This is a genomic window from Cephaloticoccus primus, from assembly GCF_001580015.1.
GTDB classification, from domain to species: domain Bacteria; phylum Verrucomicrobiota; class Verrucomicrobiia; order Opitutales; family Opitutaceae; genus Cephaloticoccus; species Cephaloticoccus primus.
In genome coordinates this window covers 56,150-74,003 of record NZ_LSZQ01000028.1, presented here as the reverse complement: position 1 = coordinate 74,003, position 17,854 = coordinate 56,150, and the positions used below count along the sequence as shown (strand labels likewise).

At 57.0% G+C, this 17,854-nt stretch carries 18 protein-coding genes; 10 read left to right on the top strand and 8 right to left on the bottom strand.

Annotation, left to right across the window (positions count from 1 at the left end; all coding sequences use genetic code 11):
* The first annotated feature begins 2 nt into the window (after window positions 1-2).
* The 10 genes from AXK11_RS03260 (at window position 3) to AXK11_RS03240 (ending at window position 10,118) form a co-directional block, all read left to right on the top strand.
* Window positions 3-758, top strand: coding sequence for a glycosyltransferase family 2 protein (locus AXK11_RS03260; protein ID WP_068629275.1), 756 nt, complete (start codon window positions 3-5; stop codon window positions 756-758).
* Window positions 755-1,717, top strand: coding sequence for a lysophospholipid acyltransferase family protein (locus AXK11_RS09285; protein WP_082780819.1), 963 nt, complete (start codon window positions 755-757; stop codon window positions 1,715-1,717). Before AXK11_RS03260 ends, AXK11_RS09285 begins: the two co-directional genes overlap by 4 nt.
* Before the next feature lie 11 nt (window positions 1,718-1,728).
* Complete coding sequence (locus AXK11_RS09670) at window positions 1,729-2,355, top strand: LolA family protein (RefSeq protein WP_068629274.1); 627 nt, start codon at window positions 1,729-1,731, stop codon at window positions 2,353-2,355.
* Window positions 2,356-2,554: 199 nt separating this feature from the next.
* Window positions 2,555-4,735 carry an MMPL family transporter gene (locus AXK11_RS03250; RefSeq protein ID WP_197456780.1) on the top strand — a complete coding sequence of 727 codons (2,181 nt, stop codon included), beginning with the start codon at window positions 2,555-2,557 and terminating at the stop codon, window positions 4,733-4,735.
* Window positions 4,693-5,043 carry a hypothetical protein gene (locus AXK11_RS09985; protein ID WP_197456779.1) on the top strand — a complete coding sequence of 117 codons (351 nt, stop codon included), beginning with the start codon at window positions 4,693-4,695 and terminating at the stop codon, window positions 5,041-5,043. Before AXK11_RS03250 ends, AXK11_RS09985 begins: the two co-directional genes overlap by 43 nt.
* Window positions 5,044-5,169: 126 nt before the next feature.
* On the top strand, window positions 5,170-6,465 hold the full coding sequence (locus AXK11_RS03245) for an NAD(P)/FAD-dependent oxidoreductase (protein WP_197456778.1): 1,296 nt from the start codon (window positions 5,170-5,172) through the stop codon (window positions 6,463-6,465).
* 62 nt (window positions 6,466-6,527) lie between these two features.
* Window positions 6,528-7,082, top strand: a complete 555-nt coding sequence (locus AXK11_RS09665; protein WP_156469172.1) for a hypothetical protein — start codon at window positions 6,528-6,530, stop codon at window positions 7,080-7,082.
* Window positions 7,079-8,281: a beta-ketoacyl-[acyl-carrier-protein] synthase family protein gene (locus AXK11_RS09275; protein ID WP_082780818.1), complete on the top strand. Its 1,203-nt coding sequence runs from the start codon at window positions 7,079-7,081 to the stop codon at window positions 8,279-8,281. Before AXK11_RS09665 ends, AXK11_RS09275 begins: the two co-directional genes overlap by 4 nt.
* Before the next feature lie 56 nt (window positions 8,282-8,337).
* The gene (locus AXK11_RS09270) at window positions 8,338-8,769 is read left to right on the top strand and encodes a hotdog family protein (RefSeq protein WP_197456777.1); all 432 of its coding nucleotides are present in this window, start codon (window positions 8,338-8,340) and stop codon (window positions 8,767-8,769) included.
* Between the two features lie 116 nt (window positions 8,770-8,885).
* The gene (locus AXK11_RS03240) at window positions 8,886-10,118 is read left to right on the top strand and encodes a beta-ketoacyl-ACP synthase (protein WP_068629270.1); all 1,233 of its coding nucleotides are present in this window, start codon (window positions 8,886-8,888) and stop codon (window positions 10,116-10,118) included.
* Between the two features lie 302 nt (window positions 10,119-10,420).
* Here the strand turns inward: AXK11_RS03240 and rph are convergent, their stop codons facing one another.
* The 8 genes from rph to rpiB form a co-directional block, all read right to left on the bottom strand.
* Window positions 10,421-11,179, bottom strand: a complete 759-nt coding sequence (rph, locus tag AXK11_RS03235; protein WP_068629268.1) for a ribonuclease PH — start codon at window positions 11,177-11,179, stop codon at window positions 10,421-10,423.
* 168 nt (window positions 11,180-11,347) lie between these two features.
* Window positions 11,348-12,385: an HPr(Ser) kinase/phosphatase gene (gene hprK, locus AXK11_RS03230; protein ID WP_231865742.1), complete on the bottom strand. Its 1,038-nt coding sequence runs from the start codon at window positions 12,383-12,385 to the stop codon at window positions 11,348-11,350.
* 51 nt (window positions 12,386-12,436) lie between these two features.
* Entirely contained in the window at window positions 12,437-13,243 is an 807-nt protein-coding gene (gene lptB, locus AXK11_RS03225) for an LPS export ABC transporter ATP-binding protein (protein ID WP_068629266.1), read from the bottom strand.
* 32 nt (window positions 13,244-13,275) lie between these two features.
* Window positions 13,276-13,908 carry an LptA/OstA family protein gene (locus AXK11_RS03220; protein ID WP_068629264.1) on the bottom strand — a complete coding sequence of 211 codons (633 nt, stop codon included), beginning with the start codon at window positions 13,906-13,908 and terminating at the stop codon, window positions 13,276-13,278.
* On the bottom strand, window positions 13,905-14,396 hold the full coding sequence (gene lptC, locus AXK11_RS03215; protein WP_068629262.1) for an LPS export ABC transporter periplasmic protein LptC: 492 nt from the start codon (window positions 14,394-14,396) through the stop codon (window positions 13,905-13,907). The genes AXK11_RS03220 and lptC overlap by 4 nt, the downstream gene beginning before the upstream one ends.
* On the bottom strand, window positions 14,393-14,974 hold the full coding sequence (locus tag AXK11_RS03210) for a KdsC family phosphatase (protein WP_068629260.1): 582 nt from the start codon (window positions 14,972-14,974) through the stop codon (window positions 14,393-14,395). Before AXK11_RS03210 ends, lptC begins: the two co-directional genes overlap by 4 nt.
* A gap of 5 nt (window positions 14,975-14,979) precedes the next feature.
* Complete coding sequence (locus AXK11_RS03205; protein WP_068629258.1) at window positions 14,980-17,022, bottom strand: alpha-ketoacid dehydrogenase subunit alpha/beta; 2,043 nt, start codon at window positions 17,020-17,022, stop codon at window positions 14,980-14,982.
* Between the two features lie 294 nt (window positions 17,023-17,316).
* Window positions 17,317-17,760, bottom strand: a complete 444-nt coding sequence (gene rpiB / locus AXK11_RS03200; RefSeq protein ID WP_068629255.1) for a ribose 5-phosphate isomerase B — start codon at window positions 17,758-17,760, stop codon at window positions 17,317-17,319.
* Window positions 17,761-17,854 lie beyond the last annotated feature (94 nt).

Below are 17,854 nucleotides of genomic sequence, written 5' to 3'. Positions count from 1 at the left end.
TTATGCCCCAATCGTATCGCCCTATAGTCCTCATTCCAGTTTATAACCATACGGCTCGCCTGCCTGCGATTGTAGAAACAGTGCGGCAGGCTGACCTCCCTTGCTTACTCATTGACGATGGCTCCGACATGCGATGTGCAACAATCATCGATTGTGTGGCCCAAAAAGGAGAAACCGACTTGATTCGTTTACCTCAAAATAGCGGCAAGGGTGCCGCCGTAATAACGGGGTTGCAACGGTGTTTAGAGATGCAGTACACTCACGCACTCCAAATCGACGCAGATGGGCAACACGACCTGTCGGTAATCACTCTTTTTATAGAAACCTCAAAACGGGAGCCGGGTGCTCTGATAGGAGGCATGCCGATTTACGGTAAAGATGCTCCCAAGAACCGTTTATATGGACGTTGGGCGACACGCATTTGGGTATGGATTAATACCTTGTCTACCAATATCCCCGATGGGATGTGTGGGTTTCGCATCTATCCCTTACGCAGCACTGTAGATCTTATTCACGCTGAAACCTTGGGGAAGTACATGGATTTCGACACCGAAATCCTCGTTCGTCTGGCTTGGCGCGGCGTGCCGATGCGTTGGCTACCAGTCCGTATATACTACCCAGAGGACGGCATTTCACACTTTAAGCTGCTCCGCGATAATCTGCGAATCAGCTGGATGCATGCGCGACTATTTTTCGGAATGCTGCTCCGGCTACCCAAGCTACTTCAGCAGCGCTGGCGCAATCACCGAGCCGCATGACTACAAAGCTCGAAAAGTCAGTGCATAGTACTCACTGGGCACAACAAAACGAGCGAGGCAGCCTGTTCCTGATGCGCCTCGGCTTCGGTGCTGCCCGCCTGCTCGGACGGCGAATCCTCACCCCGGTTATCTGGTTGGTGGTGCTCTACTTCTATGTATCCAACCGCAATGCTAGACAGGCCATCGCATATTATCAGGAGCGGTTGCGCCAATCATCACAGCTAAAAGCTCACCTCCCGCGCACCGCACCAGTATATCGCCAATACCTCGCCTTTGCCCAAGCGTTGCTGGACAAGCTGGATGTGTGGAACGGAAAAATCACCCGAGCAGACCTAGAACTCATTGATCCCCATGGTCTGCACAAACAAATGGGCAAGGGGCGCGGACAAATCCTTATAACTTCACACTTGGGCAATGTCGAAATCACGCGTGCACTAGCCGGACAGGTCACTGGTATAAGACTCAACGTATTGGTTCATAGCAAAAACGCGCAGCGCTTTAGCCGATTACTAGCAGAGACCAGAGCTAACATTCACCTGATTGAAGTCACCCAACTCACCCCTGCCATAATGCTAGATTTGGCACAACGCCTAGATCAAGGCGAATGGTTAGCAATCTCTGGGGATCGCACTCCAGTTTCCGGCGAACGCGTCACAGAAGTTAGCTTTCTCGGTGGCCCGGCCAGGTTCCCACAAGGCCCGTGGCTTTTGGCAGCCTTACTACGCTGTGAAGTCAATCTACTTGTATGCCTACGAAATCCCAAGCGCGCGGCAAAGCGCTTTACTGTGATTATAGAGCGATTAACCGATAGCCAACTTATTCCACGTCAACAGCGAGCTAGTACTACTTCCGAAAACATCCAACTCTATTCCAGTCGCCTGGCGAGTTATTGCGGACAGGCCCCGTTGCAATGGTTTAACTTCTACCCATTCTGGGATAAAAACTCGACAAGCGATTAACCTCGCCCGCCATGAGATACAATTTCATACTTTTATTCTTAATTCACATCGCCATACCAGGTACTGGCTCAGTACGTGCCTTTGAGCCAAGCGATTTACAACAAAGGCTGCAAGCCATCCACATTATCCGTGGCTCATTCTCTCAAGAAAAATTCCTACGTAGCCTGGATAGTCCTTTACGGTATTGGGGGTCCTTCACTCTCGTTAATGGCGAGGGGCTACTGTGGCACATAAGATTCCCCATCGCACACACATTACGCATTACACCTAAAGGTGTAGATCGCCTGGCCCCTCTTCCCCCCACGGCTAGCTCGCCAAACTCCTTTAAGTGGATTTCCTCTCACTCAAAGAACCGAGAAACTCAACTATTTCTAGATGTATTGAAAGGAAACATGGTCGAGCTGCAAAAACGGTTTAACCTTGCTCTAACAGGCCAGCCGCAAGACTGGCAACTAACACTAACACCCAAATCGGCTCTATTGCGTCAAATTTTTAACAAAATCAAAATCACAGGAGGCGAAACAATCTCGAAAATTGAACTATACGAAACCCAAGGGGATTACACTGTCATTACATTCAGTCACCTGACATTTACAGAACAGCTCACGACCGAAGAACAGTATGCTTTCAAGCATTAAAAAGAGCTGTCGTACAGCCGAGTGTCTATCTCAACTAGCACTCATACTACTGCTAAGCTTGGCGGCATGGCAATGTCGGCATGGTTGGCCTATTTCGTTTGATGTACTGGCACTCGTCCCCCAAACGAGTTCGACTCAGTCAAACGATAAATTACCCCGGGAACTGCGGCAGTTTGCTCAAGACCGTATCCAAGCCCCGTTGTCGCACCAGGTACTTGCCTTGGTCGCACACCAGGAGGCCGAGCAAGCCTTGGAGGCAGCACAGCTGCTGGCCACAAGCTGGCGCAAAAGCAATTTATTCTCATTTGTAGAGCTTGAGCCAAGCATAGACCTAGCTACCCTGCGCGCGCAGTTACTTAAGCACCGATTGGCCCTCTTACCAGTCGCGCAACGCCGGCAGCTCGTCCGCCAACCCGAAACGTATATCGCACAACGAGCGGCACAACTCTCCGACCCCTTTTCATCTGTAGGTGCGGTCCCATTAGGCCAGGATTTATTGGGACTAGCCAGTTATGCTCAAAACAACCTCCTAGGAGCAAGCCACAGCAACTTGGTTTACGATCTATCAAGTGGCACACTGCAAGCAGAAGCCGGTAACAAAACATGGATTCTGCTGAGGGCCTATACCCATACAGATGCCTTCAATAGCCCAAGCTCCGGCACAGGGCAGCAGAAGACACTTAGCGCACAAATCATACAAGACCGTAACGCCATGGAGGCAATTGATGCCGAGCTTCTCGTTGCTGGCGGCCCGCTATATGCTGATCAAGGGCGCACGCAAGCTACGCGAGAAGTCACACTTATTGGCAGTGCCGCCACCGTTGGAATTACTCTGCTTCTCTTACTGGCCCTCCGCCACCCAAGAGCACTATTGGCTTTTCTTCCAGTGCTGACCGGACTCGCGGTCGGCATTGCAACCTGTATATTGGTGTTTGGCTCCATACACATCTTAACACTAGTCATCGGCACGAGCCTTATTGGTGTAGCCGTTGACTTCCCTCTACATTGGCTCGGGAAAAGCTACGGCATGCAGCCTTGGCATGCAAACACTGCATTGCGACGTGTGCTCCCTGGAGTCACCATCAGCCTTGCAGCTAGCCTCATTGGCTACTTAGCCCTGCTCTTCACGCCCTTTATGGCGCTAACGCAAACAGCCATATTCTCCGCCGCCGGGTTGCTAGGGGCCTACGCCTGCACAGTATATCAACTGCCGACATTGATTCACCGCTGGCAGCCACGCCCGTGGCCACCGCTATTACGGCTCGCACAAACCCTATTGCGGCTATCTACTATTTTGGCTCGTTACCCCAAATCCCTGTACCTATCTCTATCACTTATTACACTAGGAGCTTTCGGAGGGATTCACCGTCTCGCCCTATACGATGACCTGCGCCAGTGGCTATCTCTAGAGCCCGAGATACTACACCAAGCACAACGAATTGGCGAACTCACTGGTATCATGCCCAGCAGTCAGTTTTTATTAGTCCAGGCGGCCAGCGAAACCGAACTCTTGCAGCGCCAAAAAACGCTAACTCTAGCCTTGGACCAATTAAAACAAGACGGCATGATTGGATCCTACCAAGCATTAAGCCAATTAGTGACTTCACAGGATGAGCAGCTTGAGTTAAAAAATCAACTAACGAGCCTGGCACAAAGACAGGCAATCTGGCAACCGATCATCGACTTGGGAGTTCCACTTGAGGCATTGCAAGCCGAGCTGCACACAGTAGCCCAGCTACCACTGACTGATATCAATACAGCACTTACAGGTCATCATGCTGAAGCTTGGCAAAACCTATGGCTCGGACAACACGAAGGAAGTATGGTTGGGCTGGTCACACTCTTTGACCTGAAAAATAGTGAAGCCCTACGCCTTGCCGTACAAGGTATCACCGGCGTTACGTTCATTGATCGCAGTGGAGATTTAAACCAGTTATTTACCGCCACACGGGCGAAGGCCGCAGAGTTAAAGCTATTATCCTACATCGCTGCAGCTTTACTCCTCGGGCTAACACTTGGCCGCGCGTCTATTATCAGAATCTTGGCCGTACCCCTGTGCGCGGTTGTCTTAAGCTTGGCTGTTCTGGGCTGGACAGGGCAACCCTTAACTCTATTTAGTCTGTTTGGCCTGTTACTGGTCTCCGCCTTGGGCGTAGATTACGCCATTTTCATGTACGAAGGGGTTTTTGGCGCTGCGGCCAGCTTGGTCGGCATTCTCTTAAGTGCGACCACCACCCTGCTCTCATTTGGGCTTCTGGCCTTCAGTCAAACACCAGTAATTGCCAATTTTGGCTTGTCAGTCGCCTTGGGAGTAGCATTTTCGCTTCTCCTCGCCCTGTGGATCAAGTCACCCCAAAGAAACGCGCAAAGAAAACCATAGAACCCAATAAAGCCCCCCCTCCAATAGCTCTCATGAAATCGTGCTTAATCAGACTCCTGACTATCGCAAGCCTCAGCTTACTATTTGGTGCCTGTACCATTAGACAAAGAGTTGAGCCAGTAAAAACCACTACAAGTTTAGGAACCACCATAGCGATGATCCCCTGGGAAGATGGCGTCCGCGAAAGCTTTGCCGACACCTACCAGGCTGCATTGGAAAAAAGAGGATTTACAGTTAAAAAACATCCGGTTGGCACTATCCCCTCTATCAGTGCTCTCTCAACAACGTATACGGCGCAATGGAGCTGATATATATGACCTATCTCGACATACGAGTATTTGAAAATGGACAGCAGGTCGGAAGAGCCCTTTATGACGCAAGGCGAGGTGGCGGGCGCGTCTTCAAGAAGTTCATTAACGCAGAGAAAAAGATAAATGAGCTCGTTGACCAGCTCTTTCCAAACCCCAAATATTCTGATTATAAAACCGATTAAACATAGAACAGTCACAATCATTGGTGCGGGTCCTGCCGGAGCCGTCGCCGCAGCCTTGCTCAAGCGCAAGGGACATGAGGTACTGATACTGGAGCGTCAACAGTTTCCGCGCTTCTCTATCGGAGAAAGCCTGTTGGCACACTGCTTGGAGTTTATCGAAGAAGCGGGCATGTTGCCCGCGGTGCAGGCAGCCGGCTTCCAGATCAAAAATGGAGCTGCCTTCGGCTGGGGAGATCGCTATACTTGGTTTGACTTTCGTGATAAGTTCAGCCCCGGCCCAGGCACAACATTCCAGGTCCAACGGGCCCACTTTGATCAAATTATGGCTAATGAGGCTATGAAGCAAGGTGTAGAAGTACGCTATCGCCAGGAAGTCATTTCGGCCGACTTCTCGAATAGCAATCCGATTTTGACAGTTCGTGATTTAGCCAATAGCAACATCATCTATCAAGTACAAAGCGAATACGTACTTGATGCCAGTGGCTATGGGCGAGTACTGGCGCGACTACTGGATCTAGAGAGCCCCTCCAGCTTTCCTCCACGCAAAGCAATATTCACCCACATTGAAGATCGCATTGATGATATACAGTTCGACCGCGAAAAAATATTGATCAGCATACATCCGCAGGAACGTGGGATTTGGTACTGGGTTATTCCCTTTTCCAGCGGTCGCAGCTCAGTCGGGGTGGTGGGCAAATCTGCTCTAATCGCGCCATTAGAAGAAGGCTCGCTGGCTACACTACGCCGCTTGGTAGACGAAGCCCCCAATCTAAAGCGGATCTTGCACAATGCCGTTTGGGATACACCAGCCAGTACGATGAGTGGCTATTCGGCCAATGTCACCCGCTTGCATGGTCCAGGCTACGCCTTGTTGGGCAATGCCGCAGAGTTTCTCGACCCCATCTTCTCTTCCGGCATCACCATAGCTCTACGCTCGGCCAAACTCGCAGCCGAAGCTCTACACCGTCAATTAAGTGGGGAAACCGTTAATTGGGAAACAGACTTCTCCCAACCTCTACAAGTAGGTGTAGAGACTTTCCGTGCATACGTCGAAGGTTGGTACAGCGGGGAATTTCAAGACTTGGTCTTTTACGAAAAAGCACAACCCGGTATTCGCCGCATGATTAGCTCTATTTTAGCTGGCTATGCATGGGACACCACAAATCCATTTGTTGCCGAGCCACGACGCCGCTTGCGCACGCTAAGCGAGCTATGCCGCCAGAGCCCTCAAAGATGAATCGACTACCGTATTTCCTACGCTCTGCTATACGGAATTGGCAGAGTAGCCTATGCATAGGTATGTTGGCGTTGCTAACCAGCTGCGCCTCCCAAAGTATCCCTGTACCCAAAGGTATTTCAGTTACCACTCTAACGGAGTTCCCCCATCGTGTTTTAGTAACAGAAACCCAATCCAATCCGCCCCCCATCCCATTTATTATTCGACCAATATGGCAAATCGTTGTACAGAAGGAGGGCGCTTCATTGCGCTGGCTACGCTTTGATCCGTTAGGGATTCCTGACGCACGGCAGATCTTACAACAGGGCCGTTGGCGTAATGATGGTTTCATCTACCCAAATCCGCAAGCACGAGAGATGTTCGCGGCACTGCTATTCGCCTGGGTGCCTGAGCAAGAGCTAAACACCTCCTATGGGAAACAAAACTGGCGGAACTCTCCTCAAGCAGATGGCAGTATCAACCGAGCACTATTTCACCAAGGACAGGCCCGCTGGATAGTGCATTGGCCTTCTGCTGAAAGCATGTATAAAAATGCGACTTTTTCTATTAAACATGCGGATGGGACAGTTTGGAAAGTCTCACCACTGGCCACAGAAGAGGAGTCTCAAGTCAAATGAGAACTTGGCTCTCTACTCCCGGTGTCGTATGCGCCTTGGGCGCAGGCATTAATACAGTCGCTCAACATGCCTTTGCTGCGGACACCTCCGGCATGCAGCCGGAAATGGGCTGGGTTTCCGATCACGCATTGACATTAGGTCGCTTCAGTGGTGCGTTACCGCCTATCCCCGAGTATTTGCCAGCACACTACCGCAGTCGTAACAATCAGCTCCTGCTCGCAGCCGCACAGCAAATCGAACCGCAACTGCGAGTCGCGATTGCCCAATATGGAGCACTCCGGATTGCCGTCGTGTTAGGGACGAGCACCTCTGGTGTAAACGAAAATACACCAGCTTTTGAGACGCTGGCGACACAGGGGGAATGGCCTTTGGACTATGATTATCGCCGCCAAGAGCTATCTTCACCCGCCTCATTTCTGGCCAGTTGGCTTGGCCTAAGCGGCATAGCCTATACGATTTCGACTGCATGTACATCCAGTGCACGAGCCTTACTTTCCGCACAGCACCTCCTTTCGATGAATCTATGTGATGCTGTAATCTGTGGCGGAGCCGATACCTTGTGTCGCTTGACGATTAATGGTTTTGCTGCAATAGAGGCCATAGACCCTGTGCTCTGTCGGCCATTTTCTGTTACGCGACGCGGCATCAATATTGGTGAAGCGAGCGTCATATTCTTAATGACGCGCGAAAAACATGATCCTGAGTCGATCTCCCTTCTTGGGGGTGGTGCCAGCTCCGATGCTTACCACATGTCCTCCCCTCATCCGGATGGCACTGGAGCAATCGAGGCTATGCAGGCCGCGCTACAAACCGCCAAGGTTAGCGCAAACGACATTGGCTGGGTAAACCTGCACGGCACGGGAACCGCACACAACGACGCAATGGAAAGCTTGGCCATGCAGAGGATATTCCCCCGAGGTGTTCCGTGCACCTCAACCAAACCGCTGACTGGACACACGCTGGGCACTGCCAGCGCGCTTGAAGCGGCACTAGCCTGGGCAACCCTGCTCCCAACACGAAATCCAGAAGGGCGCCTGATTCCTCATCTTTGGGACAATCAAGTAGACCCCACGCTGCCCGTGCTAAGCCTGACTCATGCCAAGCACACTTACCCCCGAGGAAAACCGCGTGTAGCGATGAGTAACTCGTTTGCCTTTGGCGGTAGTAACGTCAGTCTCATTTTTTCGAATGAAACTTGAGACTCAATAAATATGACTTGATGAATCCCCCTGTGATCCCCCCGACTGATTGGCCTGTGAGCAGTCTATTACCCCATAGCGGTAATATGGTTTTATTAGATGCTATCTGCCACTTCGATGACGATAGTTTGACTGCCGAAACAACGGTCAAGCCTAGCCCCTACTCGCTCCCCGACGACTCCTGGCCAGTATGGATCGGTTTGGAGCTCATGGCCCAAGCAGTCGGTGCTTGGGCCGGTTGCCAGGCACGTAAAGCGAATAAACCGATACAACTGGGATTTTTACTCGGCACACGCCACTACGAAAACCACAGTGGTAGACTATTACCAGGAGCAAGACTAAAAATCCTCGCCAAGCGTAGCTTGCTTGACCCTAGCGGCATGGGTACTTTTGAGTGCAAGCTGCACGATGGAACTCGTCTCTTGGCACAAGCTCGATTAAAAATATATCAACCAGAAGACAGCTCCACCTTGTTAGATAAAAGCTAAACTACGCTTAAATCTATTGTCCTAAAATCCGTCAAAATACCACCAAAGTCCTGCCAAATGTCACAACGAGAACACATCATTCACCAAACACTCCCCACTGATGGAGGACTCTGCTAATGTCTATACCACGTCGAGTTGTCGTCACTGGCATGGCTGGAATCAGTGCTTTGGGTTCAAACTGGGATAGTGTGCAGCAAGCCTTTTCCAATGGTAAAAGTGCCATATGCGTCATGCCAGAGTGGTCGAGGTTTCCTGATTTAACAACACGATTGGCCGCCCCTGTGCTTGGATTCACCTTGCCAGAACATTGGACACGTAAACAACTACGTAGCATGGGGCGGGTATCTCAAATGGCAGTACACGCCGCAGAGCTAGCCCTGAACGATGCCAATTTACTAGGAAGCCCCAATATCACCGACGGACGAATGGGCGTAGCTTGCGGCTCATCCACCGGTAGCACTGCCGACGTCTGTACCTTTGCTCAAATGCAACTGCAAGGCGCAGCCAAAGGGCTGAATGCCAACTCATATGTACGCATGATGCCACACACCACCGCAGCTAATATTGGCATCTTCTTTGAGCTCAAAGGGCGTATCATCCCCACATCCAGTGCCTGTACCTCAGGCAGCCACGGCTTGGGCTATGCATTTGAAGCTATACGCTATGGGCATCAGGAGCTAATGTTGGCAGGAGGTGCAGAAGAGCTCTGTGCCAGTGAGGCAATGGTATTCGATAAACTCTATGCCACCAGTCAGCTCAACGACACACCTCATCTGACCCCACGTCCTTATGATAAAGACCGGGATGGCCTGGTAATTGGTGAGGGCGCAGGGATATTCGTCTTGGAATCACTTGAGCATGCCCAAGCGCGGGGCGCACGCATCCATGCCGAACTGGTTGGCTTTGGTAGCAACTCGGACGGTACACATGTCACCCGACCGCAAGCCACCACCATGCGCCGTGCTATGGAGCTAGCACTCGAAGATGCCAGTTTGGCGCCACAAGCCATTGGTTATGTCAACGGCCATGGCACGGCGACTGAACATGGTGATATTGCTGAGACCCAGGCCACACATTCGCTCTTTGGTAGCCAAATTCCAATCAGCTCACAGAAAAGTTATTTAGGGCACACCCTGGGAGCCTGTGGGGTATTAGAGTCCTGGTTTAGTATAAAAATGCTCAATAATGACTGGTACGCCCCTACGCTAAACTTGAGGAATATCGACCCGCGCTGCGGCGATTTGGACTACCTCACTGAACCTCGCCACATGCAGCACGAATACGTAATGAATAACAACTTTGCATTTGGTGGCATCAACACCTCACTAATATTCCGCCGCTGGAGCTGATCTCCAACGGCACCTACTTACTTAAACTAGGTATTTGGCCCGACAAATGGACTGTGATCGATTAAATATAGAGGCAAAGGCATTAAGCCATAATCACCAATCCACTAGACGAAACGCCTAAGCCCTAAAATAAAGCTGACTACCAATCTACGAAACCAAACAGGAGAAGCCAAATATCTATAAAGGGGATACATATACTGAAATATTCTCCAAAAAGATTTTCGTGTAATTCTAAATTCCCGAGAGCCTCAGTGAAGTTGCCATTTAGGTAGCTAAAGCAGCAGGACAGTAACTTTGGTTAGCTAGCTTGTGGTGGTGAGGAGGGCTCGGGCGAGGGTGGTTTGTTGTTGGGCAGAGAGGGTTTTCAGGCCGGTGGTGGCGAGGGTGAGGAGGCTTTGGAGCTGCTCGTGGGTGAAGGTGGCTTCTTCGCCTGCGCCCTGGATTTCGACGAACTGGCCGCTGCCGGTCATGACGACGTTGAAGTCTACTTCCGCGTCTTTGTCTTCGAGGTAGTCGAGGTCGAGCAGGGGCCTGCCTTTGACAATGCCGACACTGACGGCGGCCACGGAGTCGCGAAAGGGGTTTTCGGGGATGCGTTTGGCGTCGATCAGTTTTTGTACGGCCAGTCGGGCGGCGACGTAGGCACCGGTGATTGACGCAGTGCGGGTGCCGCCGTCGGCCTGGAGGACGTCGCAATCGATCCACAGGGTATTTTCGCCGAGTTTATCGAGGTCGAGGACGGCGCGCAGGGAGCGGCCGATGAGGCGTTGGATTTCGACGGAACGGCCATCGAGTTTGCCGCGCGAGGAGTCGCGCGATTTGCGGTCGAGGGTCGAGTAGGGGAGCATCGAGTACTCGGCGGTGAGCCAGCCGCCTTTGACGCCTTGCTGGCGCATCCAGCCGGGGACTTTGGGCTCGATCATGGCCGAGCAGATGACGCGGGTTTGCCCGAAGGAGACGAGAGCCGAGCCTGTGGCATTCGGGGCGACTCCGATTTCAAACTGGATCGGGCGGAGTTGGTCGGCTTGGCGTTGGTCGTGGCGGAGTGTGGAGGCGGACATGGGTAAAGGGCGATCTGCGTGAGAGTGGGCGCTACGGGTGGTCTTGGTGTTTGGGAGATGGGGACGCTGAGCGCTCAGGCTCGCTGCTCGCTTGGTTCGCTATTTGTGAAGCGCCGCGATTCGCGCCCCGTTTACCAAGCGTCGCTGCGTTGGCGCGGCGTGGATGTTTTAGTTTTTCGGCGCGTAGGGGTTGATCGCGTGGCTCGGATAGCCGCCGGCGAAGGGGTTCAGGTTTAGCATTGGCGTAGGCGTGGGCGTAGCTTGCTCGGCCATGTAGGCGATGAGGCGGTCGTTAAATTCTTTGGCGGGGTCGTGGCCGATGTGTTTGAGGGCCTGGACGAGTGCAGCGACTTCGACGAGGCGGGCCATGTCGCGCCCGGGGCGCACGTACAGCTCGATGTAGGGGACTTTGATGCCGAGGATGTTGTAGTAGGCTTGTTCCAGACCGGTGCGCTCTTCCTGTACCTGGGGAGTCCACTCCTGGAGCGAGATAACGAGGTCGATGCGTTTCTCGTGGCGCACGGATTTGATGCCAAACATGTCGGCGATGTTGATGATACCGATGCCGCGGCACTCCATCCAGCCGCGGTTGAGCGGGCGGCTGGTGGCCATCAACTCGCGTTCGTCGAGGAGTTTCACGACCGTCAGGTCGTCGGCGACGAGCGAGTGTCCGCGCTGGATGAGGGCGAGTGCGCACTCGCTTTTGCCGATGCCGCTGGAGCCGCGCAGGAGGACGCCCACGCCTTTGATGTCGAGGGTGGTCGCGTGTTCGATCCCCGTGGGGGCAAACTCGTTGTCGATGCACAGGGTCGCCATGTTCACGTATTTCATCGTGATCATGGGGGTGCGAAAGATGGGCAGCCCGAGCTGGGCGGCCACGGCGAGCATCCACTGCGGCGCGTGGTAGTTGCGCGTGAGGACGAGGCAGGGGATTTGCTTTCGCGCCATCTCGCGCAGGATCAGCGTGCTGCGCTCGGGGCTGAGCGTTTTCAGGTAGGTCATCTCGGCGGCGCCGAGGACCTGGATCCGTTTGTTGGCGAAGTATTTCAGGAAGCCGGTCAACGCGAGGGCGGGGCGGTTGATGGAGCCTTCTTTGATGAGGCGGTTTTGCCCCATGCCGCGGCGGGTCAACAGCTCCATTTTGAGCTTCTCTCCGTAGGTCGAGAAGAACTGCCCGACGGTGATGCCGTGAATGTCTTTTTTCACTTTGCGCGTGGAGGGAAGGGTTGGCGGTTGGCGTGCGGGTAGGCGCGCGGCTCAGAGGTTGAAGTCCTCGCCGAGGTAGAACTCGCGGGCTTGCGGGTCATCGATGAGGAACTGGGCGCTGCCCTGGGTGAGGACGCGGCCTTGGTGGATGAGGTAGGCGCGGTCGACGATGCGCAGCGTCTCGCGCACGTTGTGGTCCGAGATCACGACACCGATGCCGCGTGCCTTGAGCTGGAGGATGATGCGCTGCACCTCGGCAACGGAGATCGGATCAATCGCCGCAAAGGGCTCATCCATCAGCAGGAACTTGGGGCGAGTCACCAGTGTGCGCGCGATTTCCAAGCGGCGGCGTTCCCCGCCGGAGAGTGTGAATGCCTTCTGCTTGGCAACGTGGCTGAGCCCCAGCTCCTGGAGGTGGTGCTGCACGAGGGGGCGCCGCTCGGCGCGTGGCACGTGGATCGCCTCGGCGATGGCGAGCAGGTTTTCCTCGACCGTGAGTTTGCGAAAGACGGAGGGCTCCTGCGGCAGGTAGCCGATGCCGCGGCGGGCGCGCTCGTGCATGCGCAGTCGGGTGATGTCGGCAGAGTCGAGGTGGACGCGGCCGCGCGTCGCGGGCACCAGGCCGACCATCATGTAAAAGGTCGTGGTCTTCCCTGCACCGTTGGGGCCGAGGAGGCCGACGACCTCCCCCGGGCGGAAAGTGAGGTCAACGCCGTCCACGACGTTTCGCGCGCCGTAGGTCTTGACGAGCCCTTGTGCGGCGAGCTGGCCCGGCGGCGGCGCTGCCGCATCGGCATGGGGGGCGCTAGCATCCGCGCTTGCATCTGCGCTGGTGGTGGCGGTGGCGGTCGGCGCCATGGTTGGCACCTGAGATTGTGCAGTGCGGTCGCTCATGGCTGGGCTGCGGGACTGCCGTTGCTTGCGCTGTTCGCGTTGCCGCCGCCCGCATCGTCGTCGAAGCCCAGGTCTTTGATCGGTGGCAGCGTGATCCGGGCGGGCGCACTCGCGCTGCCCTCAATCACGGCGCGGCGTTGGCCGCGGTAGAGGACGAGTTGCGGCCCGGTGGCGGTGTACTCGCCGTCGAGGCTGCGCACGACGGGGTTTTCGCTCAGGACGATGCGGTCCTCACCGGGGAAGACTTCGGCGCGGCCGCAGGTGGCCTCGCGGTCGCCTTGGACGATGCGCACGTGGCCGGTGGCGACGAGCGACTTGAAGTTTCCGTACTGGCCGAGCGTGGCCTCGGGATCGCCTTTGCGCGTGGCGACGACTTTCAGGAAGTCGCAGTGCAGCGAGAGGTTATTGCCCGTGACGACGACGGAGTCGCGAAACGTGGCGACGCTCTCGGTATCACTGCTGATCAACTCGGCGGGGCCCACGCACTCAATCACGGTGGGCGGCGGCTCGGCGGCGTGCGTGTGTGCGGAGGGAGCAGCGATTGCAACGGCGAGGCACGCGAGTGTGCCCGCACGGGCGGCTGCGTGCCACTTGACACGTGAGAGAAGTCGGGGCGTACGGCGGATCATCGGATGAGGTCGGGGAGCGCGGCGCGAAACTGGATGCGCGTGTTTTTGGCGATGGTGACTTTTTGCTGCGCGTGTTCGTAGCGCCAGCCGGTGCCAGTGATTTCGACGTCGTCGCGGATGATGCGCACGGGGCCTTCGCCGTTGATCGTCTCTTCCTCGGGGTAGGCGGTGGCCTGCGGGCTCAGGAGGATGGTCTCGATCGTGTTGGCCGCCGTGCCGTCGAAGAGCGTAAGGTTGAGGTTGGTCAACTCGATCCGCGTGGCACCGACGATGGCCTCCGTGCTCTCAATCAACATCGAGCGGTGCCCTTCACTGTTAAACGTCGGGAGGCGGAACTGGCTGAGCGGCGCCTGCGTGCCGAGCCCGCGCTCGGGCGCAGCGCGGAGCTGCACGGCGAGAGCGACCAGGAGGGCGGCGGCGAGCAGCGCGGTGCAGAGCCGGCGGCGCGGGCCGTGGCGGCTGCGGAAACTCAGGTAAATCGTATTCATGCGTGATCGACTGGAGTAGCCGAAGTGGCAGCGGCCGCGGAGGCGGCCTTGGCTGTATTTTCCCGCTCCGCACTGCGCCGTGCGGCGAGGATGTGCTCGCACACTTCGCGCACGGCGCCGCGCCCGGCCGGACGTGCGGTCAGGTAATGCGCGGCGTTTGTCGCGGCGGGCATGGCTTCGGGCGGAGCGATGCCGACCCCCGCCCAGGCAATCGCAGCGGCGTCAATATCGTCGTCCCCCATGTAGGCGCATTCTTCGGGGCGGAGCCTGAGCCGCGCGGCGAGCTCGCCCAGTGCGCTGAGTTTATCTACACGGCCTTGGACGAGGTGGGGGATCTTGAGCTCGCGTGCGCGACGGGTCGTGGCCTCGGAGGGGCGGCCACTGATCCACGCGGTGGCGATCCCTGCCTGCGCGAGGCGCACGAGCCCCATCCCGTCGAGGATGGAGAACACCTTGGTTTCGGTCCCGTCGGAGCAGATGCGCACCGTGCCATCGGTGAGGACGCCATCGACATCCATTGCGAAGAGCCGGATGCGCTGCCAGTCCGCCGCGCTCGGTGACGTTTTTTTGTCAGCCATATTTTTTAACCGATCCATTGGAGGAGGCGCTCGATGACGGCGTCTTGTTGCGGGCGGTAGACGTGCTCCAGCTCTCCGGCAAAAGGAACCGGAAGGTCGAGCGAGGCGATCCGCAGCGGGGCGGCCTTTAGCTGGGCAAAGTGGGCCTCGGTCAACCGCGCGAGCAGCTCCGCGCCGAAGCCGTGATTGCGGCGGCCTTCGTGGATGATGGCGAGGCGGCCCGTGCGGCGCAGCGAGGCCTCAATCGTGTCCAGCCGCAGCGGCGAGAGCGCGCGCAGGTCGAAGAGGTCGAGCGCGATGTCGTACTCATCGGCGAGGTAGTCGCAGACGGCCTCCGTGCGCCGCAGCGCTTCGCCGTAGCTGACGAGGGTCGCAGCCTCGCCCGTGCGCACTTGCTTGGGCTCCCAGATTTTCCGGAAGTCGGGGTTCCACGCGACCGGCTCTTTGGGGCAGCGGTACAGCGCTTTGTTTTCAAAAAGGAGCACCGGGTTATTGTCTTCATAGGCGGCGAGCAGGGCGTCGAAGGCGTCTTGCGGCGTGCTCGGGTACAGGGCCTTGAGCCCGGGGAAAGAGAGGAAGGCCGACTCCAGCTCCTGCGAATGAAAGGAGCCGAGCTGCACACTGCCGCAGGGCAGCCGGAGCACGAGCGGGCAAGCCGCTCCGCCGCGGAAGAAGAGCGTCGCCGCGTTTTGCGTGATTTGGGTGACCGCCTCCGTCGCGAAATCGGCAAACTGAAATTCTTCGATTGGCCGATATCCGCGCAGGGCCAGTCCGATCGCGTAGCCGGTGCAGGCGCTCTCGGCCAGCGGCGTGTTAAACACGCGGGCGCGCCCAAACTCTTCGAGCAGCCCTTCGGTGACCTTAAAGGCACCGCCGTAGCGGCCGATGTCCTGGCCGAGGACGAGCGACTCGGGCCGTTCGCTCAGGATTTTGCGGTGCGCAGCGGTGATCGCTTGGGCGAAGTTGAGCGGCTGCGGCTCGGCTGGTGTCGGCGCCCACGCGATTTGCTCGGCGGGCGCGCGCGGCGTCGGGGCAAAAACCTCCGCCAACATGTCGCCCGCCTTCGGGCGCGGGATGGCGAGCGAGTGCTTCACGCAGGCCTCCAGATAGGCGTCGAGCTCGGCCTCGATCGCGCGCAGCTCGGCCTCGTCGCCGAGCTCGCCGCACAGTTTTGCGCGAAAGCGCGGCAGCGGGTCCTGCGCATGAAAGGCGTCGTTCTCGCCCGGTTTCAGGTAGTCGCAAGTGTCGTAGGCGGCGTGGCCGCGCAGGCGCAGCGTGTGCGCTTCGACGAGGATCGGGCGGCTCGTCGTGCGCACTTTGTCAATCGCCGTACCGAGCGCTTTGGAGAAGCCCTCCGGCTCGGTCGCATCGACCGCGAAGCCCTCCATGCCGTAGCCCGCCGCCCGCTGCCAGAGCTCCACGCCTGCCGCGTATTGCTCCTCGGTCGGTGTCGAGTAGGCGTAGCGATTGTTCTCGATGACAAAGACCACTGGCAGCCCGAGCAGCGAGGCGAGGTTCAGCGATTCGTGTACGTCGCCCGTGCTTGAGGAGCCGTCGCCGAAAAACGCGAAGCCCACCGCGGGCTGGCCCGCGCGCCGCTGCGCATCGGTAGCGCCGAGCACGTTGGAAATCATCGTGCCCAGGTGGCTGATCATGGGCAGCGAGCGATTGGCGGGATCGCCGTGGTGGACGTTGCCCTCGCGCGCCTTGGTCGGACTCTGCGCGTTGGCGAAGTATTGATTGAGATGCTCGCAGAGGTGTCCGCTCCAGATCAGGTGCCCCCCCAAATCGCGGTGGGTGAACGAGACGACATCGCGCGCCTTGTCGGCGAGCAGCGTCAGCGGGACGATGAGCCCCTCGTTCCCTTGGCCACCCGTGACTGTCCCCTTGATCAGGCCTTGGCGGAACAGCTCCAGGATGCGGTTGTCGGTCGCGCGCGCCAGATACATCCACGCATAGAGCTGGAGCAGGGTTTCGGTGCGGCGGTTTTCCAAGTCCTCAAGGCGCAGGTCGCGCGCCTCCAGTCGCTTTGGTGTAGTGGGCAACATAACTGGCGGTCGACGCTGGCGAAGCCCCAACCCGTGCGCCACTAGAAAAAAGCTGCGCGCAGAGTGCGCACTGCGCGTGGGGCCATAGTTTGCCCGTCAGCGAAAAAAATTGGCCAAGCGGGTACCCATTTGGCCGGTGTAAATCGATTTACGGGTTAAACTGCTTTCCCGATCGGAGATCGGGCATTTCCCACCAAGCCGCTTGCTCGTCGTGCGAAACGCACGACGAGCAAGCGGCTTGGTAAATGGCAGTGGCGACCCGCCACCGCTCCACGCGCAGCGGGACAGACTCACCTAAGCGAGCGCATCGAGCTTCTCGATTCGGGGGAGGTGGCGGCCGCCCTCAAACTCAGTCGCCAGCCACACGCGGACGATCCGCAGCGCCTCGTCGAGCGAGATCGTGCGCTCGCCGAGCGAGAGGCAGTTCGCGTCATTGTGGGCGCGGTTCCAGATGGCGACTTGTTCGCTCCAGCACAGGCCGCAGCGCACGCCCTTCACGCGGTTGGCGCTCATTGCCTCGCCGTTACCCGAGCCGCCGAGCACGATGCCGCGCTGGGCCTCGCCCGCCGCCACCGCCCGCGCCACGGGGAAGCAGTAGTCGGGGTAGTCGCAGCTCTGTTCCGCAGAGTCAGTCCCATAGTCGCGCACGGTGTGTCCCTCTTCCAGAAGCATGGCTTTGATGGCTTCCTTGTAGCGAAAACCAGCGTGGTCGGAGCCGATGGCGATAGTGAACTTCATGGCGGCGCTTGGTGAGCAGTGTGGGTCAAGAGTTGCGGTAAAGGTGGCCCCGGGTTTCGGGCTTGCGGGCGATTCAGTGCGGCACAGCGTGCGC

What these genes read in the sequence shown, in the direction of transcription:
- AXK11_RS09275 (WP_082780818.1), top strand. Translation starts at nt 7,079, where the DNA reads ATGAGAACTTGGCTCTCTACTCCCGGTGTCGTATGCGCCTTGGGCGCA.
- AXK11_RS03220 (WP_068629264.1), bottom strand. Translation starts at nt 13,908, where the DNA reads ATGATCCGCCGTACGCCCCGACTTCTCTCACGTGTCAAGTGGCACGCA.
- AXK11_RS03240 (WP_068629270.1), top strand. Translation starts at nt 8,886, where the DNA reads ATGTCTATACCACGTCGAGTTGTCGTCACTGGCATGGCTGGAATCAGT.
- AXK11_RS09285 (WP_082780819.1), top strand. Translation starts at nt 755, where the DNA reads ATGACTACAAAGCTCGAAAAGTCAGTGCATAGTACTCACTGGGCACAA.
- AXK11_RS03260 (WP_068629275.1), top strand. Translation starts at nt 3, where the DNA reads ATGCCCCAATCGTATCGCCCTATAGTCCTCATTCCAGTTTATAACCAT.
- AXK11_RS09665 (WP_156469172.1), top strand. Translation starts at nt 6,528, where the DNA reads ATGTTGGCGTTGCTAACCAGCTGCGCCTCCCAAAGTATCCCTGTACCC.
- AXK11_RS03245 (WP_197456778.1), top strand. Translation starts at nt 5,170, where the DNA reads ATGAGCTCGTTGACCAGCTCTTTCCAAACCCCAAATATTCTGATTATA.
- lptC (WP_068629262.1), bottom strand. Translation starts at nt 14,396, where the DNA reads ATGAATACGATTTACCTGAGTTTCCGCAGCCGCCACGGCCCGCGCCGC.
- AXK11_RS03210 (WP_068629260.1), bottom strand. Translation starts at nt 14,974, where the DNA reads ATGGCTGACAAAAAAACGTCACCGAGCGCGGCGGACTGGCAGCGCATC.
- rph (WP_068629268.1), bottom strand. Translation starts at nt 11,179, where the DNA reads ATGTCCGCCTCCACACTCCGCCACGACCAACGCCAAGCCGACCAACTC.
- lptB (WP_068629266.1), bottom strand. Translation starts at nt 13,243, where the DNA reads ATGGCGCCGACCGCCACCGCCACCACCAGCGCAGATGCAAGCGCGGAT.
- AXK11_RS09670 (WP_068629274.1), top strand. Translation starts at nt 1,729, where the DNA reads ATGAGATACAATTTCATACTTTTATTCTTAATTCACATCGCCATACCA.
- AXK11_RS03205 (WP_068629258.1), bottom strand. Translation starts at nt 17,022, where the DNA reads ATGTTGCCCACTACACCAAAGCGACTGGAGGCGCGCGACCTGCGCCTT.
- rpiB (WP_068629255.1), bottom strand. Translation starts at nt 17,760, where the DNA reads ATGAAGTTCACTATCGCCATCGGCTCCGACCACGCTGGTTTTCGCTAC.